This window comes from Duganella sp. (assembly GCF_039595735.1).
Taxonomy (GTDB): domain Bacteria; phylum Pseudomonadota; class Gammaproteobacteria; order Burkholderiales; family Burkholderiaceae_D; genus Rugamonas.
On sequence record NZ_JBCNLB010000004.1, the window covers coordinates 64166 to 80589 of the forward strand.

General features: G+C 62.9%; 17 protein-coding genes. 12 read left to right on the forward strand and 5 right to left on the reverse strand.

Annotated features, from left to right (window positions below):
• Both ABDW57_RS10085 and cyoE read left to right on the forward strand, forming a co-directional pair.
• The gene (locus ABDW57_RS10085; RefSeq protein WP_343730071.1) at positions 1–1155 is read left to right on the forward strand and encodes a COX15/CtaA family protein; all 1155 of its coding nucleotides are present in this window, start codon (positions 1–3) and stop codon (positions 1153–1155) included.
• 13 nt (positions 1156–1168) lie between these two features.
• A complete protein-coding gene (gene cyoE / locus ABDW57_RS10090) occupies positions 1169–2065 on the forward strand; it encodes a heme o synthase (protein WP_343730072.1) in 897 nt (298 codons plus the stop codon).
• A 326-nt stretch (positions 2066–2391) separates the two neighbouring features.
• Here the strand turns inward: cyoE and ABDW57_RS10095 are convergent, their stop codons facing one another.
• A complete protein-coding gene (locus ABDW57_RS10095; RefSeq protein ID WP_343730073.1) occupies positions 2392–2658 on the reverse strand; it encodes a hypothetical protein in 267 nt (88 codons plus the stop codon).
• 76 nt (positions 2659–2734) lie between these two features.
• Here ABDW57_RS10095 and ABDW57_RS10100 point away from each other — a divergent pair, with 76 nt between their 5' ends.
• Complete coding sequence (locus ABDW57_RS10100) at positions 2735–3328, forward strand: SCO family protein (protein WP_343730074.1); 594 nt, start codon at positions 2735–2737, stop codon at positions 3326–3328.
• Between the two features lie 3 nt (positions 3329–3331).
• Complete coding sequence (locus ABDW57_RS10105; protein WP_343730075.1) at positions 3332–4369, forward strand: AI-2E family transporter; 1038 nt, start codon at positions 3332–3334, stop codon at positions 4367–4369.
• On the opposite strand, the gene ABDW57_RS10110 is transcribed toward ABDW57_RS10105, so the two are convergent.
• From ABDW57_RS10110 to nhaR, 3 genes are all read right to left on the reverse strand, one after another.
• A complete protein-coding gene (locus ABDW57_RS10110; protein WP_343730076.1) occupies positions 4366–5166 on the reverse strand; it encodes a transporter substrate-binding domain-containing protein in 801 nt (266 codons plus the stop codon). The two genes, ABDW57_RS10105 and ABDW57_RS10110, sit on opposite strands and share 4 nt — an antisense overlap.
• Positions 5167–5195: 29 nt before the next feature.
• Positions 5196–6533 (reverse strand): hemolysin family protein, encoded by a 1338-nt coding sequence (locus ABDW57_RS10115; protein WP_343730077.1) that lies wholly within the window; start codon positions 6531–6533, stop codon positions 5196–5198.
• 142 nt (positions 6534–6675) lie between these two features.
• Positions 6676–7578 carry a transcriptional activator NhaR gene (gene nhaR, locus ABDW57_RS10120; protein WP_343730078.1) on the reverse strand — a complete coding sequence of 301 codons (903 nt, stop codon included), beginning with the start codon at positions 7576–7578 and terminating at the stop codon, positions 6676–6678.
• A gap of 101 nt (positions 7579–7679) precedes the next feature.
• Here nhaR and ABDW57_RS10125 point away from each other — a divergent pair, with 101 nt between their 5' ends.
• The 4 genes from ABDW57_RS10125 to ABDW57_RS10140 all read left to right on the forward strand — a co-directional run bounded on the left by ABDW57_RS10125 (position 7680) and on the right by ABDW57_RS10140 (position 10708).
• Entirely contained in the window at positions 7680–8729 is a 1050-nt protein-coding gene (locus ABDW57_RS10125) for a DUF475 domain-containing protein (protein WP_343730079.1), read from the forward strand.
• An 83-nt stretch (positions 8730–8812) separates the two neighbouring features.
• Positions 8813–9388, forward strand: coding sequence for a TerD family protein (locus ABDW57_RS10130; RefSeq protein ID WP_343730080.1), 576 nt, complete (start codon positions 8813–8815; stop codon positions 9386–9388).
• 24 nt (positions 9389–9412) lie between these two features.
• Complete coding sequence (locus ABDW57_RS10135) at positions 9413–10111, forward strand: TIGR00266 family protein (protein WP_343730081.1); 699 nt, start codon at positions 9413–9415, stop codon at positions 10109–10111.
• A 15-nt stretch (positions 10112–10126) separates the two neighbouring features.
• Positions 10127–10708, forward strand: coding sequence for a TerD family protein (locus ABDW57_RS10140; RefSeq protein ID WP_155463832.1), 582 nt, complete (start codon positions 10127–10129; stop codon positions 10706–10708).
• 64 nt (positions 10709–10772) lie between these two features.
• On the opposite strand, the gene ABDW57_RS10145 is transcribed toward ABDW57_RS10140, so the two are convergent.
• Entirely contained in the window at positions 10773–12092 is a 1320-nt protein-coding gene (locus ABDW57_RS10145) for a porin (protein WP_343730082.1), read from the reverse strand.
• A gap of 195 nt (positions 12093–12287) precedes the next feature.
• Here ABDW57_RS10145 and ABDW57_RS10150 point away from each other — a divergent pair, with 195 nt between their 5' ends.
• The 4 genes from ABDW57_RS10150 (at position 12288) to kdgD (ending at position 16411) form a co-directional block, all read left to right on the forward strand.
• Positions 12288–13706, forward strand: a complete 1419-nt coding sequence (locus ABDW57_RS10150; RefSeq protein ID WP_343730083.1) for an MFS transporter — start codon at positions 12288–12290, stop codon at positions 13704–13706.
• 15 nt (positions 13707–13721) lie between these two features.
• Positions 13722–14540 carry an HDOD domain-containing protein gene (locus tag ABDW57_RS10155; RefSeq protein WP_343730084.1) on the forward strand — a complete coding sequence of 273 codons (819 nt, stop codon included), beginning with the start codon at positions 13722–13724 and terminating at the stop codon, positions 14538–14540.
• A gap of 88 nt (positions 14541–14628) precedes the next feature.
• On the forward strand, positions 14629–15366 hold the full coding sequence (locus ABDW57_RS10160; protein WP_343730085.1) for a FadR/GntR family transcriptional regulator: 738 nt from the start codon (positions 14629–14631) through the stop codon (positions 15364–15366).
• Positions 15367–15499: 133 nt separating this feature from the next.
• Positions 15500–16411 (forward strand): 5-dehydro-4-deoxyglucarate dehydratase, encoded by a 912-nt coding sequence (kdgD, locus tag ABDW57_RS10165; RefSeq protein ID WP_343730086.1) that lies wholly within the window; start codon positions 15500–15502, stop codon positions 16409–16411.
• The last annotated feature ends 13 nt before the right edge of the window (positions 16412–16424 follow it).

The window sequence follows — 16424 nt, forward strand, 5'->3', positions numbered from 1 at the left end:
ATGCACCTCACTCTTGCACAAATGGCGGTCACGGCGCTGCTGATCGCGCTGCTGCCGGCCACCATCGTCTGGACTTCGTCGGACGCCAATAAATACCGCAAGCTGGTGTGGGTGAGCGTGTTTCTGACGTTTGACCTGATCGTGTTTGGCGCGTTTACGCGCCTGACCGATTCCGGACTCGGCTGTCCGGACTGGCCGGGCTGCTATGGCGCCGCCAATCCCTTCCTGGCCCATGAGCAGATTGTTGCCGCCGAAACCCTGATGCCGACCGGCCCGGTCACCGTGGTCAAGGCCTGGATCGAGATGATCCACCGCTACCTGGCCATGTGCATCGGCGTGCTGATCGTGGCGATGATGGCGCAGTCCTGGTATCAGTGGCGCAAGACGCGGCGCGTCGAATACGCGCCATGGATGCCGACCGCGCTGTTTTTCTTTGTCTGCCTGCAGGGCGCGTTTGGCGCCTGGACCGTGACCCTGAAGCTGCAGCCGGTGATCGTCACCATCCACCTGCTGCTGGGCATGGGCTTGCTGTCCATGCTGGTGTGGTACGGCGGCCGCCAGAACCACCTGATCGCGCCGCGCACGCTGGTGAGCGCCTCGCCGCCGGCCATGCGCAAGATCCGCATCCTGGCCGGCGTGGCGGCAAGCTTGCTGTTGGTGCAACTGGCGCTGGGCGGCTGGACCAGCACCAATTACGCCACCCTGGCCTGCACCGATTTCCCGCTGTGCGGCGGCAAGGTGGTGCCGGAGATGGACTTCGAGCACGGCTTCACCCTGTGGCGCGAGCTGGGCAAGACCGCTGCCGGCCACTACCTGCCATTCTCGGCGCTGACCGCGATCCACTGGGTGCACCGCAATTTCGGCTTCATCGTGGCGCTGGTGGCGGGCTATGCGGCCTGGCGCGCGTGGGGGCACGATGCCCTGCACAAAACCGCCCGTTACATCGCCCTGACGCTGGCGGCGCAGCTCCTGACCGGCGTGGCCACCATCTACCTGAGCTTCCCGCTGACCATCGCGGTGCTGCACAATGCCGGGGCGGCGCTGCTGGTACTTTTGCTGACCATGTTAAACTACAAGGCTAAGTACCAGTACGACATTGCAAAAAAAGCAGCTTCAGGCGCTTCGCATCCTCCCGCGTCGACGGTACGGCATTGAATAAGTTTCCCTCATGACCACGCAAACCGTAACCACCAAACACCAGAACCGCGCCTCGCAATTTTGGGCGCTGACCAAACCGCGCGTCACCATGATGGCCGTGTTCTGCGCCGTCATCGGCATGTTCCTCGGGACTGCGGATGGCTTGCCGTCGTTGTCGCTGGTGTTGTACGCCACCGTGGGCATCTGGCTGCTGACCGGCGCGGCGTTTGCCGTCAACTGCCTGGCCGAGCGTGAAATCGATGCGCGCATGGCACGTACCGCGCGCCGGCCGATGGCGCTGGGCGATATTTCCGTGCCGCAGACCGTGGTGTTTGCGCTGGTGATCGGCGGCGCCGGCATGTGGGTGCTGTACACGCTGGTCAATCCACTGACCATGTGGCTGACCTTTGTCACCTTCCTTGGCTACGCGATTATTTACACCATGATTCTGAAGCCGGCCACGCCGCAGAATATCGTCATCGGCGGCCTGTCGGGCGCGATGCCGCCGGCGCTGGGCTGGGCGGCGGTGGCCAACGATGTGCCGATGGAAGCCTGGCTGCTGGTCTTGATCATCTTCGTCTGGACCCCGCCGCACTTCTGGGCCCTGGCGCTGTACCGCCGCGATGACTACGCCAAGTCCGGCCTGCCGATGCTGCCGGTCACGCATGGCATGAAATTCACCCAGTTCCACGTCTGGCTGTACTCGATCGCCCTGGCGGCCACCACGCTGCTGCCGTACGCCGTGCGCATGAGCGGCCTGATCTATCTCGTCAGCGCCATCGTGCTGAACGCCGTGTTCCTGCGCCACGCCTGGAAAGTCTACCGCCACTACACCGACCTGATCGCCCGCAAAGCCTTCGCCTGGTCCATCATCTACCTCGGCCTCCTGTTCCTGGCCCTGCTGATAGACCACTACTTCAAAATCTGACGCGGAGCAGGGCAGCTTGGACAGTATTACTCCGATGTTGATTTCGGCGGTTGGCCTGGAACGGTCGCAGACCTTGAAATCATCGCCTGCAACGTGGCGGGAGCGCTAAGGCCGACTGAGAAAGCTAAAAGCGGGCGTAGCGTGGCCAGGCCTGCTCCCGCGAGCGGCCAGAAAATGAAGAATATCCAGAAGGCCAGGTTTTTTTGCGTTCGATCTGCCTTAAGTTTTTTGCTGTCCTCCCATAAGTTCATCATGTCCAAAATAAAACCTCCTGCTCCCGCAATTAGGACGAGCTGGGTGGTGGTAATGGGATCATGGGAAGCATGTCATACTCCGACTTTATTCGTGAGTGCGTCCATTAGCTTTTGAGTCCAAGGGGCGTCTCTCCGATATTTTTCTGTCGTTGTATAGAGCGTTTGCCCCTTTGGGTTGGGACGATAAGCGCGCAAAAAACCGTCGGCTGTCTCAAGGAGATGCACAATGGTTTCTGGCGTTATCCCAGTATCATCAGAGATGCCTTTCACCGTGCGCCACACGTATTTGGATTCGCGGATGGCGGTGAGAATTTTTTCTTTGGCGTCGCGTTCGTCCATGATGGCCCCCTCTAGCGGTATCATGCTGGTCAGACTCAGTTCAAGCTCAACAAGTTCAACCGAAAGACCATCGCAGATGAAAAAAGTTCTCGCCTTTGCCTTGATTGCTGTGTCCCTGCTTGCCGCTTGCGGCGAGAAGAAGGGGGAGGCGCCCAAGCCGGCGTTTCAAAGCACCGACCTGACCGGCGCGACATTTGCCAGGGACTTTGCGCTCACCGACCACAACGGCAAGCCGCGCACCATGGCGGATTTCAAGGGGAAAGTCGTGGTGATGTTCTTCGGCTATACCCAGTGCCCCGACGTCTGCCCCACCACCATGGCCGAAATGTCGGAAGTCATGACCCAGCTCGGCCCGCAAGCCGATCAGGTGCAGGTGCTGTTCGTTACCGTCGATCCTGAGCGCGATACGCAAAAGTTGCTGGCCGAATACGTGCCGGTGTTCGACAAGCGCTTCCTCGGCCTGTACGGCACGCCGGAGCAGACCGCCGCTGTCGCCAAGGAATTCAAGGTGATGTACAACAAGGTGGAAGGCAGCACCAAGGGCGGTTATACCATGGACCATACCGCGGCCAGCTATGTGTTCGACAAGCAGGGCAAGCTGCGCCTGCTGCTGCGCTCCGGCCAGGGCGTGGCGCCGGCTGTGCATGACATCAAACTGTTGCTGGGCTGATCCATGCAGCAGCGCTTCCAGCCCTTTACCCGTCTGGCCGCCATCATCCTGCTGGTGATCGGCTGCCTGATCGTGCTGCGGCCGTTCCTGGCCGCGATCCTGTTTGCGGCCGCCATCACCATCTCCAGCTGGCCGCTGTACCTGCGTCTGCTGGCGCGCCTGAAGCAGCGCCGCACCATCGCCGCGCTGGTGATGAGCATCGGCCTGACCCTGCTGATCATCGTGCCGCTGACGCTGGTTACCTGGAACATTGCCGACAACGCCTCCGATTTCTACGACCAGGTCAAGGCCGGTCTCGGCAGCGGCACGCTCGATCCGCCGGCCTGGCTGCGCGATATCCCGGTGGTGGGCGAGGCCGCCTACACCTACCTCGGCAAGCTGCTGCACAGCCGTGAGGAACTGCTGAACGCCGCGCGCAACCTGCTGGAGCCGGGCCGCCGCGTCCTGCTGGGCGGCGGCATGGTGCTGGGCAGCGGCGTGGCGCAGGTCAGCCTGGCCGTGTTCGTCAGCTTCTTCCTGTACCGCGATGGCGCGGCCATCCTGCAGGCGCTGGCCACCGGCATGGACAAGCTGATCGGCCAGCAAGCCGTTACCGTGGCCGACACCGTCAGCCGCACGGTGCGCGGCGTGATGTATGGCCTGCTGGGTACCGCGCTGGCGCAAGCCGTGGTGGCCGCCGTCGGCTTCCTGATTGCCGGCGTGCCGGCGGTGGCGCTGCTGTCGGTGGCCACCTTCCTGTTCTCGCTGATACCGGTCGGTCCGCCGCTGATCTGGGGCGGCGCCACCATCTGGCTGTTCAACCATGGCGACACCGGCTGGGCCATCTTCATGCTGGTGTGGGGCATGTTTGTGATCAGCGGGGTCGACAATGTGGTCAAGCCGATGCTGATCTCGCGCGGCAGCAGCCTGCCCTTCATCCTGGTGCTGCTGGGCGTGATGGGCGGCGTGCTGGCGTTCGGCTTTGTCGGCCTGTTCATCGGCCCGACCCTGCTGGCGGTCGGCCTCGGCCTGCTGCGCAACTGGACCGCCAACGAACTTTAAAAGTTCAGCAGCCTGGCGGCCAGTTCGGCGTCCAGATGGCGTTCGAAGATGCGCTTGAGCGTGCCATCCTCGCGCATGGCGCGGATGGTCTGGCGGAAGCGCATGGCCAGCGCCTCGTCGACGTGCTGGCGCGACAGGATCAGGCCGCCCACCACGGCATCCTTGGGCGGCGCCCAGTCCATGATGCGGTAGTTGCCGCTCATCTGCTCCTGCTTGAGCAGTGGATACCAGCCGGAGCTGATCGCCATCATGGCCTGCACCCGGCCTACCTTGAACAGGCGCAGCATGGCCTCGTAATCGGGCGCCTCGTACACCCGGCCCTTGGCGCGCAGGCGCTCCAGCCAGGCATCGTAGGCCTTGCCATGCTTGAAGGATTTGATCACGCCGATCTTGATGGCGGGATCGGCCAGGAAGTCGTCCATGCTGCGGATGTGGGCACTGACATCCTTTTGCAGCAGCACGTAATTGCGCTCGGACAGGTAGGGGATCACCCGGCCGATCTTTTCCCGCTCCGGCGTCGACACCGCCGACACCGACATATCGATGGTGCCGCCGCTCAGTCCGGCCCAGATGCGCACCCGCGAATCGGTGGAGGCCTCAATGGTGCAGCCCATGCGGCGCGCCACCTCGTCCACCACATCCTTGTCGATGCCGGTCCAGCGGCCATCGGCGGCCTTGTAGTACAGGGCGCCATATTCATAGAAAGCGCTGCGCAGGTGGCCGCAGGCCTGCTGTTCGGCGGCCGCCGTGGCGCTCAGGCCGAGCAGGGCGCCGCACAGGATCAATCGGGCTAACATGTCTCCTCCCTGGCGCCCCAGGGCGCCGGTCAGTCCTGATCGGCGTTATCCTCGGTATCGTCTTTCGGGATGACCTTGACCAGCAGGATACGCGGACCGTTCATTTTCTTGGCGACGATGTCAAAACCGCGGAAACTGATGCGTTGTCCCTGTTTCGGGATATCGCCCAGTTTCAGCATGATCAGGCCGCCCACCGATTCTACCTCTTCCAGGCCCAGTTCCTCATTTTCGATGTCGATGCCCAGGGTGCGCTCCAGCGAAAAGATCGGCAGGCTGGCCTTGCCGATCAGGGTGCCGTCCGGCTGCTTGAGCCAGTCGTTCTCGTTGAGGCGGAATTCGTCGTGGATCTCGCCCACCATGGCGCCCAGCAGATTGTCCAGCGTGATGAAGCCGACCGGGCGCTTGCCCTTTTCGCCGATCAGGGCAAAGTGCGGCGCGCCGTCGCGGAAGCGGCGGAACTGTTCCAGCGCCGGGGTGCGGGCGGAAATCGTCTCGACCGGGCGCAGGAAAGGCACCAGATCGGTAATCGGCTTGCCGGATTGCATGGCAAAGAACAGGTCTTTCAGGTGCACCACACCGAGCACCGTCTCGCCATCCTTGTCATAGTAAGGATAGCGGCTGAAGCGGTTGCGCAGCATGGTGGCCAGATTGTCGTTGAGCGAGCGCGCCGCATGCAGGCTGATCACCTCGTTAATCGGGCGCATCAGATCGGACACCGACAGGTCGCTGAAGTCCAGCGAGTGGGCCAGGATATTGCGTTCGTCCTGATTGAATTTTTCGCCCGGCTGGCTGGTGCGCAGGATCAGCTTCAATTCTTCCACCGAATAGTGGCTGTCATGGCCGCCTTTGCCGGCCAGGCCGGCCAGGCCCAGCACCATATTGGCGCTGGCGTTCAGCAGATAGATGAAGGGGTACATGGCCCAGTAGAAAGCGTACAGCGGGATTGCGCTCCACAGGCCGACCACTTCCGGCATGCGGATCGCCATCGACTTCGGCGCCAGTTCCCCGACCACGATGTGCAGGAAGGAAATCACGCCAAACGCGAAGATGAAAGCGATGCCGTGCACCAGCTCGGGCGAGGTGATGCCGGCCAGGGTCAGCAGCGGCTCCAGCAGGCTGGCGAAGGCTGGCTCACCGACCCAGCCCAGGCCCAGCGAGGCCAGCGTGATGCCCAGCTGGCAGGCGGACAGATAAGCATCCAGTTCGCCGTGCACCTTGCCGAGTATCCGCCCCTTGAGTCCCTGTGTCTTGGCGATGGCGCGCACCCGCGTTTTTCGCAATGTGACGATACCGAATTCGGCAGCGACGAAGAAACCGTTCAAAGCAACCAAAAAGATGGCGAGAACGACAAGCAGGAAGTTTTGCATAGGGGCCGAGCGGCGTGTTTCCGTAGTTGAAACCTGCATCTTAAACGATAATCCGGGGTCAGGTCCGCCATTTCTACACGTGCTCTGCCGTAAGCCCGCTTACGGCAGAGCACGTGTAGAAATGGCGGACCTGACCCCGGAGTTAGGCGAACAGGCCGCTGTGCACTTCGTTGAGGATGGCTTCAATCGCCGGGTGGGTGATCTTGCGGGCGTTGGAGATGGCGTAGAAGTGTTCGCGCAGTTCAGGGGCGTTGCCGACCAGTACGGCGCCAAACTGGTCTTCAATGTCCTGCGCCAGCGCGGACGGCGCAAAGAATAACCCTAAGCCGTTGCGGCCGAAGGTGTTGAGCATGGCGTTGTCTTCAAATTCTCCAACGATTTCCGGCCGCACTTCATGCTGCACCAGCCAGGCGTCGATGCGGCCGCGCAGGGCGTTGTTGCGGGTCGGTACCAGCAGCGGCGCGCCATCCAGACTGGCCGGGAAGTTGCGCCGGTATTTGCGCGCCAGGCGCGGCACGCCAAACAGTTGCATGTCGCTCTCGCCCAGCAGGTGGCTGAAGACTTTCAGGCTGCCGCCAGCGCGCACGGTGCGGTCGGTCAGCACTACGTCCAGCTTGCCCAGCGCCAGATCGGCCAGCAGGCTTTCAAATTCATCTTCCATGCACACCAGCCGCACTTGCGTGCCCATGCGCTGCGTCGCCTGCAGCAGGCGGTAGGCGATCAGCTTGGGCAGCGAGTCGGAGATGCCCACCGTCAGCCGCATTTTGCCGGTCTCGGCTTGCTCCAGCGCATCCTGCAACTGGCCGCCCAGCGCGAAGATCTGGTCGCAATAGCTGAGCGCCAGCTTGCCCGCTTCGGTCGGCACCAGCCGCCGTCCCTGCGGTTCCAGCAGCTGCTTGCCGATCGCTTGTTCCAGCAAGGCCAGTTGCATGCTGATGGTCTGCACCGCCAGCCCCAGACGCTCGGCAGCACGCGTGACACCGCCTTCTTTGGCCACCATCCAGAAGAAATACAAGTGCCTGAAATTGAGTCCGCTGTTTTTCATAGTTCGATTTTTACGAAGTAATACTTCAATTATCTTCTATTTTTCAAAGTGACGGTTTTCTTTACACTGCGTCCATCGATTGATAACAACGAGAGAAAACGATGAAGCATTTCAGGATTTCTTTCCTCGTCAGTTTTATCTGCCTTGGTTTGGCAGGCTGGTGGGGCTATGAGCTGGCAGGGTGGGGCGGCGCTTTGTCCGCCTTTGGCGTGGCGCTGATTCTGGCCGCCATGGAAGTGTCGCTGTCCTTCGACAACGCGGTGGTGAACGCCTCGGTGCTGAAGAACTGGGATGAATACTGGCAGAAGCTGTTCCTTGGCGTCGGCATCATCATCGCCGTGTTCGGTATGCGCCTGGTGTTCCCGCTGGTGATTGTGGCGGTGGCTGCCGACATGAATGTGTTGGATGTGTGGACCCTGGCGCTGAATGATCCCAAGACGTATTCGACGCACCTGACCAATCACCACGCCGAGGTGGCGGCATTTGGCGGCATGTTCCTGCTGCTGGTGTTCCTGAACTTCCTGCTGGATTCGGAAAAGGAAACGCACTGGCTGGGTAACTTCGAGAAGAAGCTGGGCTCGCTGGGCCGCATCTCCTCGATCTCGGTGATGCTTTCGATCGGCGTGCTGCTGGCCTGCATGGGCCTGGTGGAAGAAGGCCAGAAGCTGGTGGTGCTGATTTCCGGCCTGTGGGGCATCCTGATCTACGTCGGTGTCGACGGCATCAGCAGCCTGCTGGAGAAGGAGGAAGAGGGCGGCGGCAATGTCGGCGAGATGGTCAAGCGCGGCGGTATCGGCGGCTTCCTCTACCTTGAAGTGCTGGATGCCTCGTTCAGCTTTGACGGCGTGATCGGCGCCTTCGCGATCACCACCGACGTTGTGATCATCATGCTGGGCCTGGCGATTGGCGCGATGTTTGTGCGCTCGATGACGATTTATCTGGTGAAGAAAGGCACGCTGGACAAGTTCCTGTACCTGGAACACGGCGCCCACTACGCGATCGGTATCCTGGCCGCGATTATGTTGGCCAGCATGAAGTTCCATGTGCCTGAGATCTTCACCGGCCTGATTGGTGTGGCGTTTATCGCGGCTTCGGTGTGGTCCTCGGTGCGCCACCGCCGTCAGCAGGAAGCGATCGCCGTCACGGCGTAAAGAATCCGGCGGGCCGTTTTATACGGACAACGGCCCGCCCCTTGTAGTACCCAAGTCCGGTTTTCATTTAAGGAGCATTACAAATGGCAATCAGTCTGCAAAAAGGTGGCAACGTTAATCTGAGCAAGGAAGCGCCCGGCCTGACCAAAATTGTGGTCGGCCTGGGCTGGGACGTGCGCAGCACGGACGGCAGCCCGTTCGACCTGGATGGCTCGGCCTTCCTGCTGAAAGTCGATGGCAAGGTGCGCAATGACAGCGACTTCATCTTCTACAACAACCTGAAATCGTCCGACCAGTCGGTGGCCCACTCGGGCGACAACCGTACCGGCGCCGGCGATGGCGACGACGAAACCGTCACCATCGACCTGACCAAGGTGCCGGCCGATGTGGAGCGTATCGCGATCTGCGCCACCATCCACGAGGGCGACGCCCGCCGTCAGAACTTCGGCATGGTGCAGAAGGCTTTCATCCGCACGGTCAACGGCGCTAGCAACACCGAGATCGCCCGCTACGACCTGTCGGAAGACAGCTCGACCGAGTCGGCCATGATCTTCGGCGAGGTGTACCGCAACAACGGCGACTGGAAGTTCAAGGCCGTCGGCCAGGGCTTCAAGGGCGGCCTCGGCCCCCTGGCCGGTTCGTTCGGCGTCGGCGTTTAATGCACAGGAAAGGACTCGTTAATCATGCCTGTATTTACGATCACTGGTGACTTCGATCCCTTCCTCCATGTGTCGCTGCGTCAGGGAGAAAAAATCTACTGCGAATCGAACGCCATGGTGATGATGGAAGAGGCGCTGGAACTCAAGGGCAAGATGACCGGCGGCATCGGCGCCGCGCTGATGCGGCGCTTTGCCAACGGCGAGTCCTTTTTCCAGCAGCACATCGAGGCGGTGCGCGGCAACGGCGATTGCCTGCTGGCGCCGACCTTGCCGGGCGCGCTGCAGATCCTCGACGTCGGCCACAACCAGTACATGCTGAGCGACGGCTGTTTTGTGGCCGCCGCCGACAGCGTGGAGCTGAAGGTGCGCACGCAAAATGTCGGCAACGCGCTGTTTGCGCAGAGCGGCGGTTTCTTCATCACGGAAACCAGCGGCGTCGGCCAGGTGGTGGTGTCCGGCTTCGGCGGCATCTCGGAACTGGAAGTCGAGCCGGGGCGCGACGTGATTATCGACAACGCCCACGTGGTGGCCTGGGACAGCCGGCTGCGCTACGACATTTCGATGACGACCAGCAGCAGCGGCGGCTTCCTCAGCAATCTGGTGAACAGCCAGACCAGCGGCGAGGGCATGGTGCTGCGTTTTTCGGGCAAGGGCAAGATCCTGATCTGCTCGCGCAACAGCGCGGCGCTGCAATCGTTCCTGATGCGCCAAAGCGCACAGTAATCAATAGGAGTAACTATGTCAGTCAATTTAAGCAAGGGCCAGAAGATCTCTCTGGAGAAGGAAGCCGGCGGCGCACTGGGCCGCGTGACCATGGGCCTGGGCTGGGACGCCATCAAGAGCAAGGGCTTCCTCGGCTTTGGCAGCAAGACCGAAGCGGTCGATCTGGACGCCTCGTGCGTGCTGTTCGACGAAGGCCACCGTCCGGTGGATGTGATCTTCTTCCGTCAGCTGAAGAGCAAGGACGGCAGCGTGGTCCACACCGGCGACAACCGCACCGGCGCCGGCGATGGCGACGATGAGCAGATCAACGTCGACCTGAATGCGGTGCCGTCGAATATCAAGAGCCTGGTGTTCACGGTGAATAGCTTCACCGGCCAGACCTTCGCCCAGGTGGAAAACGCCTACTGCCGTTTGCTGGATGCCGCCAATGGCCGCGAAGTGGCGCGCTTCAACCTGTCGGTGCAGGGGCCGCACTCGGCACAGATCATGGCGAAGGTCTATCGCCACAACGGCGAGTGGAAGATGCATGCAATCGGTGAGAACGGCAATGGCCGTACCTTTGACGATCTGCTGCCGCAGATAGCCACTCACCTGTAAAACAAGTTTCGCGCTGTGTGTTTTAAGCGGAGCACTGTACCGGCAGTGCCCCGCTTTTTTTTCGTCAGAAGGAGTGACGGATGCCCAGGCTGAGCATGGTGGTGCGGGCGTCGATGTTCTGACCGGCGCCGGAGAACAGCGGCACTTCCTGGGTGCCAAGCGGGATCAGGATGGCGCCAGGGCCGCCGGCCAGCGGCAGCGGGGTAGCGCTGCTGACCACCACGTTGCCGCGTTTGTCCTTGATGCCGCCGAAGCGGGTGTACAGCGCGGTGCGCTTGGAGAAGTTGTAGTCCACGCCCAGCATCAGGCCGCGATCCTTGCCCTTGGTGTAGTTGGTGAAGTAGGTGTGCAGGAAGGCCGCGGTCAGGTCGAACGAGCCGACCGGATGCTTGATGGTGGCGGTCCAGGTGCGCACTTCCGGATCGGTGTTGCCGCGCAGCGAGAACTGGGCGTTGTGGCCCGCCACCGCGATCGAGGTGCCGACGCCGGGGAAGGTGTACTTGGCCGCCGCCATGAAGGAGGTGAAGCGCTCGCCGAAGAACAGCGGCACCAGGGTGGTGCCCGACACCACGCCGATCGGCACGCCGTCGAAGTTGTTGCGGTGGTAGGACGCCAGTGCCACCAGTTCGTCGCTGCGGTAGGCGACCATGGCGCCGGCAGTCTTGCCGCGGCCGCTGGCGGTTTCGGCGCCGGCCGTCAGGCCGCCGACGATCTGGCCGGTGGTGCCGCTGGCAACCGGGGTCGACGAGGTGGCCACCGAACGCGCCGCGCTGATGCCGCTGCCGATGCCGGAGTTGGTGGCGTAGGAAGCGATCGCGGTCCACGGGCCTTGCTTGATGGCGTAGCTGATCTGGTTGTCCTGCCAGGTCTGCACCGTGTTGACCACCAGGCCGGCGGCCAGCAGGTCGGTGCTGCCGATCGCTTCCGGCGTCACCAGATAGTAGGAGATCAGCATCGGGCTGGCCTGGCGGCCCAGCTTGACTTCACCGACCGGCGTGGTCAGGCCGACATAGGCCTGGCGGCCGAACAGACGGTTGTCGTTGGCCTGGCCGCCGTTGTCGATGGTGACGCCGCCTTCCAGCACGAACAGGCCGCGGTAGCCGCCGCCCAGGTCTTCCACGCCGCGGAAGCCGATATTGCTCTGGCGCGTGTGCGATGGGGTCAGGCGGGTGGTGACGGTGGCCGGGGCGGCAATGCGGTTCGGCACCGGCGTGGTGCCGCTGACGCCAAACAGGGTGCCCTGCACATTGCCCTCGCCCTTATCAATACGATCGAGGCCTACGTCGAGCGTGCCGTAAATTGTGACCGAAGATTGCGCGACAGCGTGACCCGAAAGGAAGGCAAGCGCGGACAGGCACGCTGCGTAGGCGGCAGTTCTCTTCATGTGGTTGTCTCCGATGTTAGTGTTGTAGCTCGACTCTATAGCAGTGGGCCGAAAATAGCACGAGTGTTCATCTCAAACGTGGCATGAAATACACACTTGCCTATCCGTACGCGCGCTAGCGTTTTGCTAGTCAGCGTGCGGAAACTTCCGCCGTGCGTCACAATGCGCGTTCGGACAACGCGGCAAGGGCAGCTTATGCAAGGCAGTACGCGCACGCCGGCTGACAGCAAGTGGATTGCCTTGCTGGTGGCGGGCGCCTTCTTCATGGAGAACCTGGACGGCACCGTCATCACGACGGCAGTGCCGGACATGGCGCATGCGTTTGGCGTGGCGCCGCTGGCGCTCAACGTCGGCGTCAGCGCCTATCTGCTGACCTTGGGGGTGTTCATCCCGATCAGCGGCTGGGTGGCCGAGCGCTTTGGCGCACGCCGCGTGTTTGCCGCCGCGCTGGCCATCTTCACGCTGGCCTCGGTGCTGTGCGGGATGGCGCACGGCCTGACGGAATTTGTCTGGCTGCGCGTGCTGCAGGGCGCGGGCGGCGCCATGATGGTGCCGGTCGGCCGCCTGGTGGTGCTGCATAACACGCCCAAGGAAAAGCTGATCGGCGTGATTGCCACGCTGACCTGGCCGGCGCTGGTGGCGCCGGTGCTGGGGCCGCCGGTGGGCGGCTTCATCACCAGCTATGCCTCGTGGCGCTGGATTTTTTATCTCAACCTGCCGCTGGGCCTGATCGCGCTGGCGCTGGCGTGGCGGCTGATTCCTGATCAGCGCGCAGCGCAGCAGCGGCCGTTCGACTGGCCCGGCTTCCTGCTGAGCGGCAGCGCCTTGCTGCTGCTGACCTGGGGCGCGGAAGTGACCGGCGGCCAACATCCGGACTGGCGCGAGGCCGGCGCCTGCCTGGCGCTGGGGACGCTGCTGCTGGCGGCGCTGGGCTGGCATTTGCGGCGCGCCGCGCATCCGCTGATCGATCTGTCGTCGTTCGCAATTCCCACCTTTGCCATCACCATCGTTGGCGGTTCGCTGTTCCGCATGGCGATCGGCGCTGTGCCTTTCCTGCTGCCGCTGATGTTCCAGTTGGGCTTCGGCCTGGACGCCTTCCATGCCGGCCTGCTGGTGATTGCCGTCTTTGCCGGCAACCTGATGATGAAGCCGGCCACCACGCCGATCCTGCGCCGCTTCGGCTTCAAGCCGGTGATCCTGGTGAACGGCTTGGCCAACGTCAGCGCGCTGGCCGCCTGCGCCTTGCTGACGCCGTCCACGCCGGTGTGGCTGATCGCGGCCGTGCTGTTTGCCGGCGGCCTGACGCGCTCGATGCAGTTCAGCGCCCTCAACACCATTGCCTTTGCCGATGTGCCGCAGCCGCGCATGGCGGCGGCCAACACGCTGTTCAGCACCGCGTTCCAGGTGGCGCTGGGCCTCGGCATCGCCCTCGGCGCGAGCGGCGTGCGGCTGGGGCACTGGGGCGCGCAGGCGCTGGGCATCAGCCACTGGCCGGCCATCGATTACCGCCTGGCTTTCCTGCTGGTGGCGCTGGTCAGCCTGCTGGGTCTGGCCGATGCATTGCGGCTTGCTAGCAACGCCGGCGAACAAGTTGCCAAAGGCGCGGCGCGTTAGCGCTATAATGTTGCCATGGAAAAACTAAAAGACTTCTCGGAAATCGTCAGCCAGGCCGCACGTGGCGAGCTGGTTTTTCCAACCAGCGTCAATGCGGCCTTGCGCCTGCAACTGGCGCTGGCCGATCCCGATTGCGAAACCGACGATGTGATCCGCAAGGTGCTGGGCGAGCCGCTGCTGGCCGCGCGCACCGTGGCGCTGGCCAACGCGGCCGTGTTCAACCGCAGCGGCGTGCCGGTCACCAGCGTGCGCGCGGCGGTGCAGCGGGTCGGATATCGCAACCTGTACACCATGGCCGCGGCGATGGTGGTGCGCCAGTTCGGCGCCCGCCTCCGCGACGAGCAACTGCGCCGCCAGGCTGACCAGCTGTGGCGCCACACGGCCCACGTGGCGGCGCTGGCGCGCGTGATCGGCGCCAGACTGACGTCCACCGATCCCGACACCGCGCTGTTTGCCGGCATCGTGCACGAGGCTGGCGGCTTCTATCTGCTGTCGCGCGCCGACGAGATGCCGGGCCTGCTGGACGACCCGGCCGAGTGGATGGGCGCGGCGCAGGAAATCATCTCGCGCGAGATGATGAAGAAAATGAACATTCCCGAGCCGGTCAGCCAGGCCATCGTCTCGCTGCGCGGCGCCACCCTGACGCCGCCGCCGCTGGGCCTGCGCGACACGCTGCTGCTGGCCAAGCGGCTGGCGCCGGTGCGCTCGCCACTGGCGGCAGGGCAGGACAGCCCGTCGCTGAGCGGCTTTATCGACGACAACGCGCTGCTCGACCAGATCCTGCTGGAATCCGCCGACGAGGCTGCCTCCATGAGCGCGGCGTTGCTGGTATAAGGCCGATTTGTGGCAAAAATGATGTTGTAGATATAATCCACGCGCCAATGCGTGTATTCTATCGTCGTCATACAACAAACTATCGCCCATGAATCAGCTCGTCCCAGCCGCCGCCCCCAAGAAAAAGCATCGCAACCTCGCCCAGGGCGTGGTGGAGAGCTTTACCGCCAGCATCCAGGCCGGCACGTTGAAACCGGGCGAGAAGCTGCCGACCGAATCGGTGATCATGGAAATGCATGGCGTCAGCCGCACCGTGGTGCGCGAGGCCATCTCGCACCTGCAGGCCGCCGGGCTGGTGCAAACCCGCCACGGCATCGGCACCTTTGTGCTGGAGCCGCAGCCGGCCAATATCTTTGCCGCCGACACCATCCGCACCATCGGCGATGTGTTGTCGATACTGGAGCTGCGCATCAGCCTGGAGACCGAGGCGGCCTGGCTGGCCGCCACCCGCCGCAGCGATGAGCAGGTCGAGCAGATGGATGCCGCGCTGAAACGCATCGTCGCCTCGCAAAACCGCCAGGGGGCAGTGGAGTCGGACAAGGCGTTCCACCTGCTGATCGCCCAGGCCACCGGCAACCGCTATTTCGTCGATATCCTGAGCGATCTCGGCAATACCATCATCCCGCGCGCGCGGCTGGACTCGGCGCAGCTGGCGCATGACGATCCGGTGGCTTACCAGGAACGCGTCAACCGCGAGCATGACGACATTTATAACGCCATCCTGCGCAAGGATGCGGAAGCGGCCCGTGCCGCCATGCGCACCCACCTGAGCAACAGCCGCGAACGCCTGCGCCGCGCCCAGCAAGAGGCCAGCACCGCGCAGTAACGTTAAAGCAACGCGATTCGACGGTTGTGGTTAAATCGCTTGCTTCCAATCGCATCTAGTTGTACGATGTCATACAACACGACACGCAATGTCGTCCTCATCCTCACCCCAGACGTCAATATTGGAGACTGTAATGCAACCGAATGACCTGAAAAAAATCCTTTCCTCCGGCCTGCTGTCTTTCCCGGTCACCGACTTTGACGCTGAAGGCAACTTCCGCAAATCGACCTACATTGAACGTCTGGAATGGCTGGCGCCGTACGGCGCCAGCGCGCTGTTCGCCGCCGGCGGCACCGGCGAGTTCTTCTCGCTGACCCCGCAGGAATACCCGGAAATCATCAAGACCGCGGTGGACACCTGCCGCGGCCAGGTGCCGATTCTGGCCGGCGTCGGCGGCCCGACCCGCGTGGCTGCCGCTTATGCGAAAGAAGCAGAAAAAGCCGGCGCGCAAGGCCTGCTGCTGCTGCCGCACTACCTGACCGAAGCGTCGCAGGACGGCCTGATCGCCCACGTGCAAGAGGTCTGCAAGGCCACCAACCTCGGTGTTGTGGTCTACAACCGCGCCAACTGCCGCCTGAGCCCGACCTCGCTGGCCATCCTGGCCGACCGTTGCCCGAACCTGATCGGCTTCAAGGACGGCATTGGCGACATCGAACTGATGGTGTCGATCTGGCGCAAGCTGGGTGACCGCTTCAGCTACCTGGGCGGCCTGCCGACCGCGGAAGTGTACGCAGCGGCCTATAAGGCGCTGGGCACCCCGGTGTATTCGTCGGCGGTGTTCAACTTCATGCCGAAACTGGCGATGGACTTCTACCACGCGGTGGCCTCGGACAACCACGCCGAACAAAACCGCATGATCGACGAGTTCTTCCTGCCATACCTGGAGATCCGCAACCGCAAGGCTGGCTACGCCGTCTCGATCGTCAAGGCCGGCGCCAAGCTGGCGGGCCACGATGCCGGTCCGGTGCGCGCACCGTTGACCGACCTGACCGCCGAAGAAACGGATATGCTGCATAAGCTGATGCTCAAGCAAGGCGCCCAATAATCGGTTAAGCTAT

Coding starts and splice junctions, on each gene's coding strand:
- ABDW57_RS10135 (WP_343730081.1), top strand. CDS start 9,413: ATGCCTGTATTTACGATCACTGGTGACTTCGATCCCTTCCTCCATGTG.
- ABDW57_RS10145 (WP_343730082.1), bottom strand. CDS start 12,092: ATGAAGAGAACTGCCGCCTACGCAGCGTGCCTGTCCGCGCTTGCCTTC.
- cyoE (WP_343730072.1), top strand. CDS start 1,169: ATGACCACGCAAACCGTAACCACCAAACACCAGAACCGCGCCTCGCAA.
- ABDW57_RS10130 (WP_343730080.1), top strand. CDS start 8,813: ATGGCAATCAGTCTGCAAAAAGGTGGCAACGTTAATCTGAGCAAGGAA.
- kdgD (WP_343730086.1), top strand. CDS start 15,500: ATGCAACCGAATGACCTGAAAAAAATCCTTTCCTCCGGCCTGCTGTCT.
- ABDW57_RS10115 (WP_343730077.1), bottom strand. CDS start 6,533: ATGCAAAACTTCCTGCTTGTCGTTCTCGCCATCTTTTTGGTTGCTTTG.
- ABDW57_RS10100 (WP_343730074.1), top strand. CDS start 2,735: ATGAAAAAAGTTCTCGCCTTTGCCTTGATTGCTGTGTCCCTGCTTGCC.
- ABDW57_RS10160 (WP_343730085.1), top strand. CDS start 14,629: ATGAATCAGCTCGTCCCAGCCGCCGCCCCCAAGAAAAAGCATCGCAAC.
- ABDW57_RS10110 (WP_343730076.1), bottom strand. CDS start 5,166: ATGTTAGCCCGATTGATCCTGTGCGGCGCCCTGCTCGGCCTGAGCGCC.
- ABDW57_RS10085 (WP_343730071.1), top strand. CDS start 1: ATGCACCTCACTCTTGCACAAATGGCGGTCACGGCGCTGCTGATCGCG.
- ABDW57_RS10155 (WP_343730084.1), top strand. CDS start 13,722: ATGGAAAAACTAAAAGACTTCTCGGAAATCGTCAGCCAGGCCGCACGT.
- nhaR (WP_343730078.1), bottom strand. CDS start 7,578: ATGAAAAACAGCGGACTCAATTTCAGGCACTTGTATTTCTTCTGGATG.
- ABDW57_RS10105 (WP_343730075.1), top strand. CDS start 3,332: ATGCAGCAGCGCTTCCAGCCCTTTACCCGTCTGGCCGCCATCATCCTG.
- ABDW57_RS10125 (WP_343730079.1), top strand. CDS start 7,680: ATGAAGCATTTCAGGATTTCTTTCCTCGTCAGTTTTATCTGCCTTGGT.
- ABDW57_RS10150 (WP_343730083.1), top strand. CDS start 12,288: ATGCAAGGCAGTACGCGCACGCCGGCTGACAGCAAGTGGATTGCCTTG.
- ABDW57_RS10140 (WP_155463832.1), top strand. CDS start 10,127: ATGTCAGTCAATTTAAGCAAGGGCCAGAAGATCTCTCTGGAGAAGGAA.
- ABDW57_RS10095 (WP_343730073.1), bottom strand. CDS start 2,658: ATGGACGAACGCGACGCCAAAGAAAAAATTCTCACCGCCATCCGCGAA.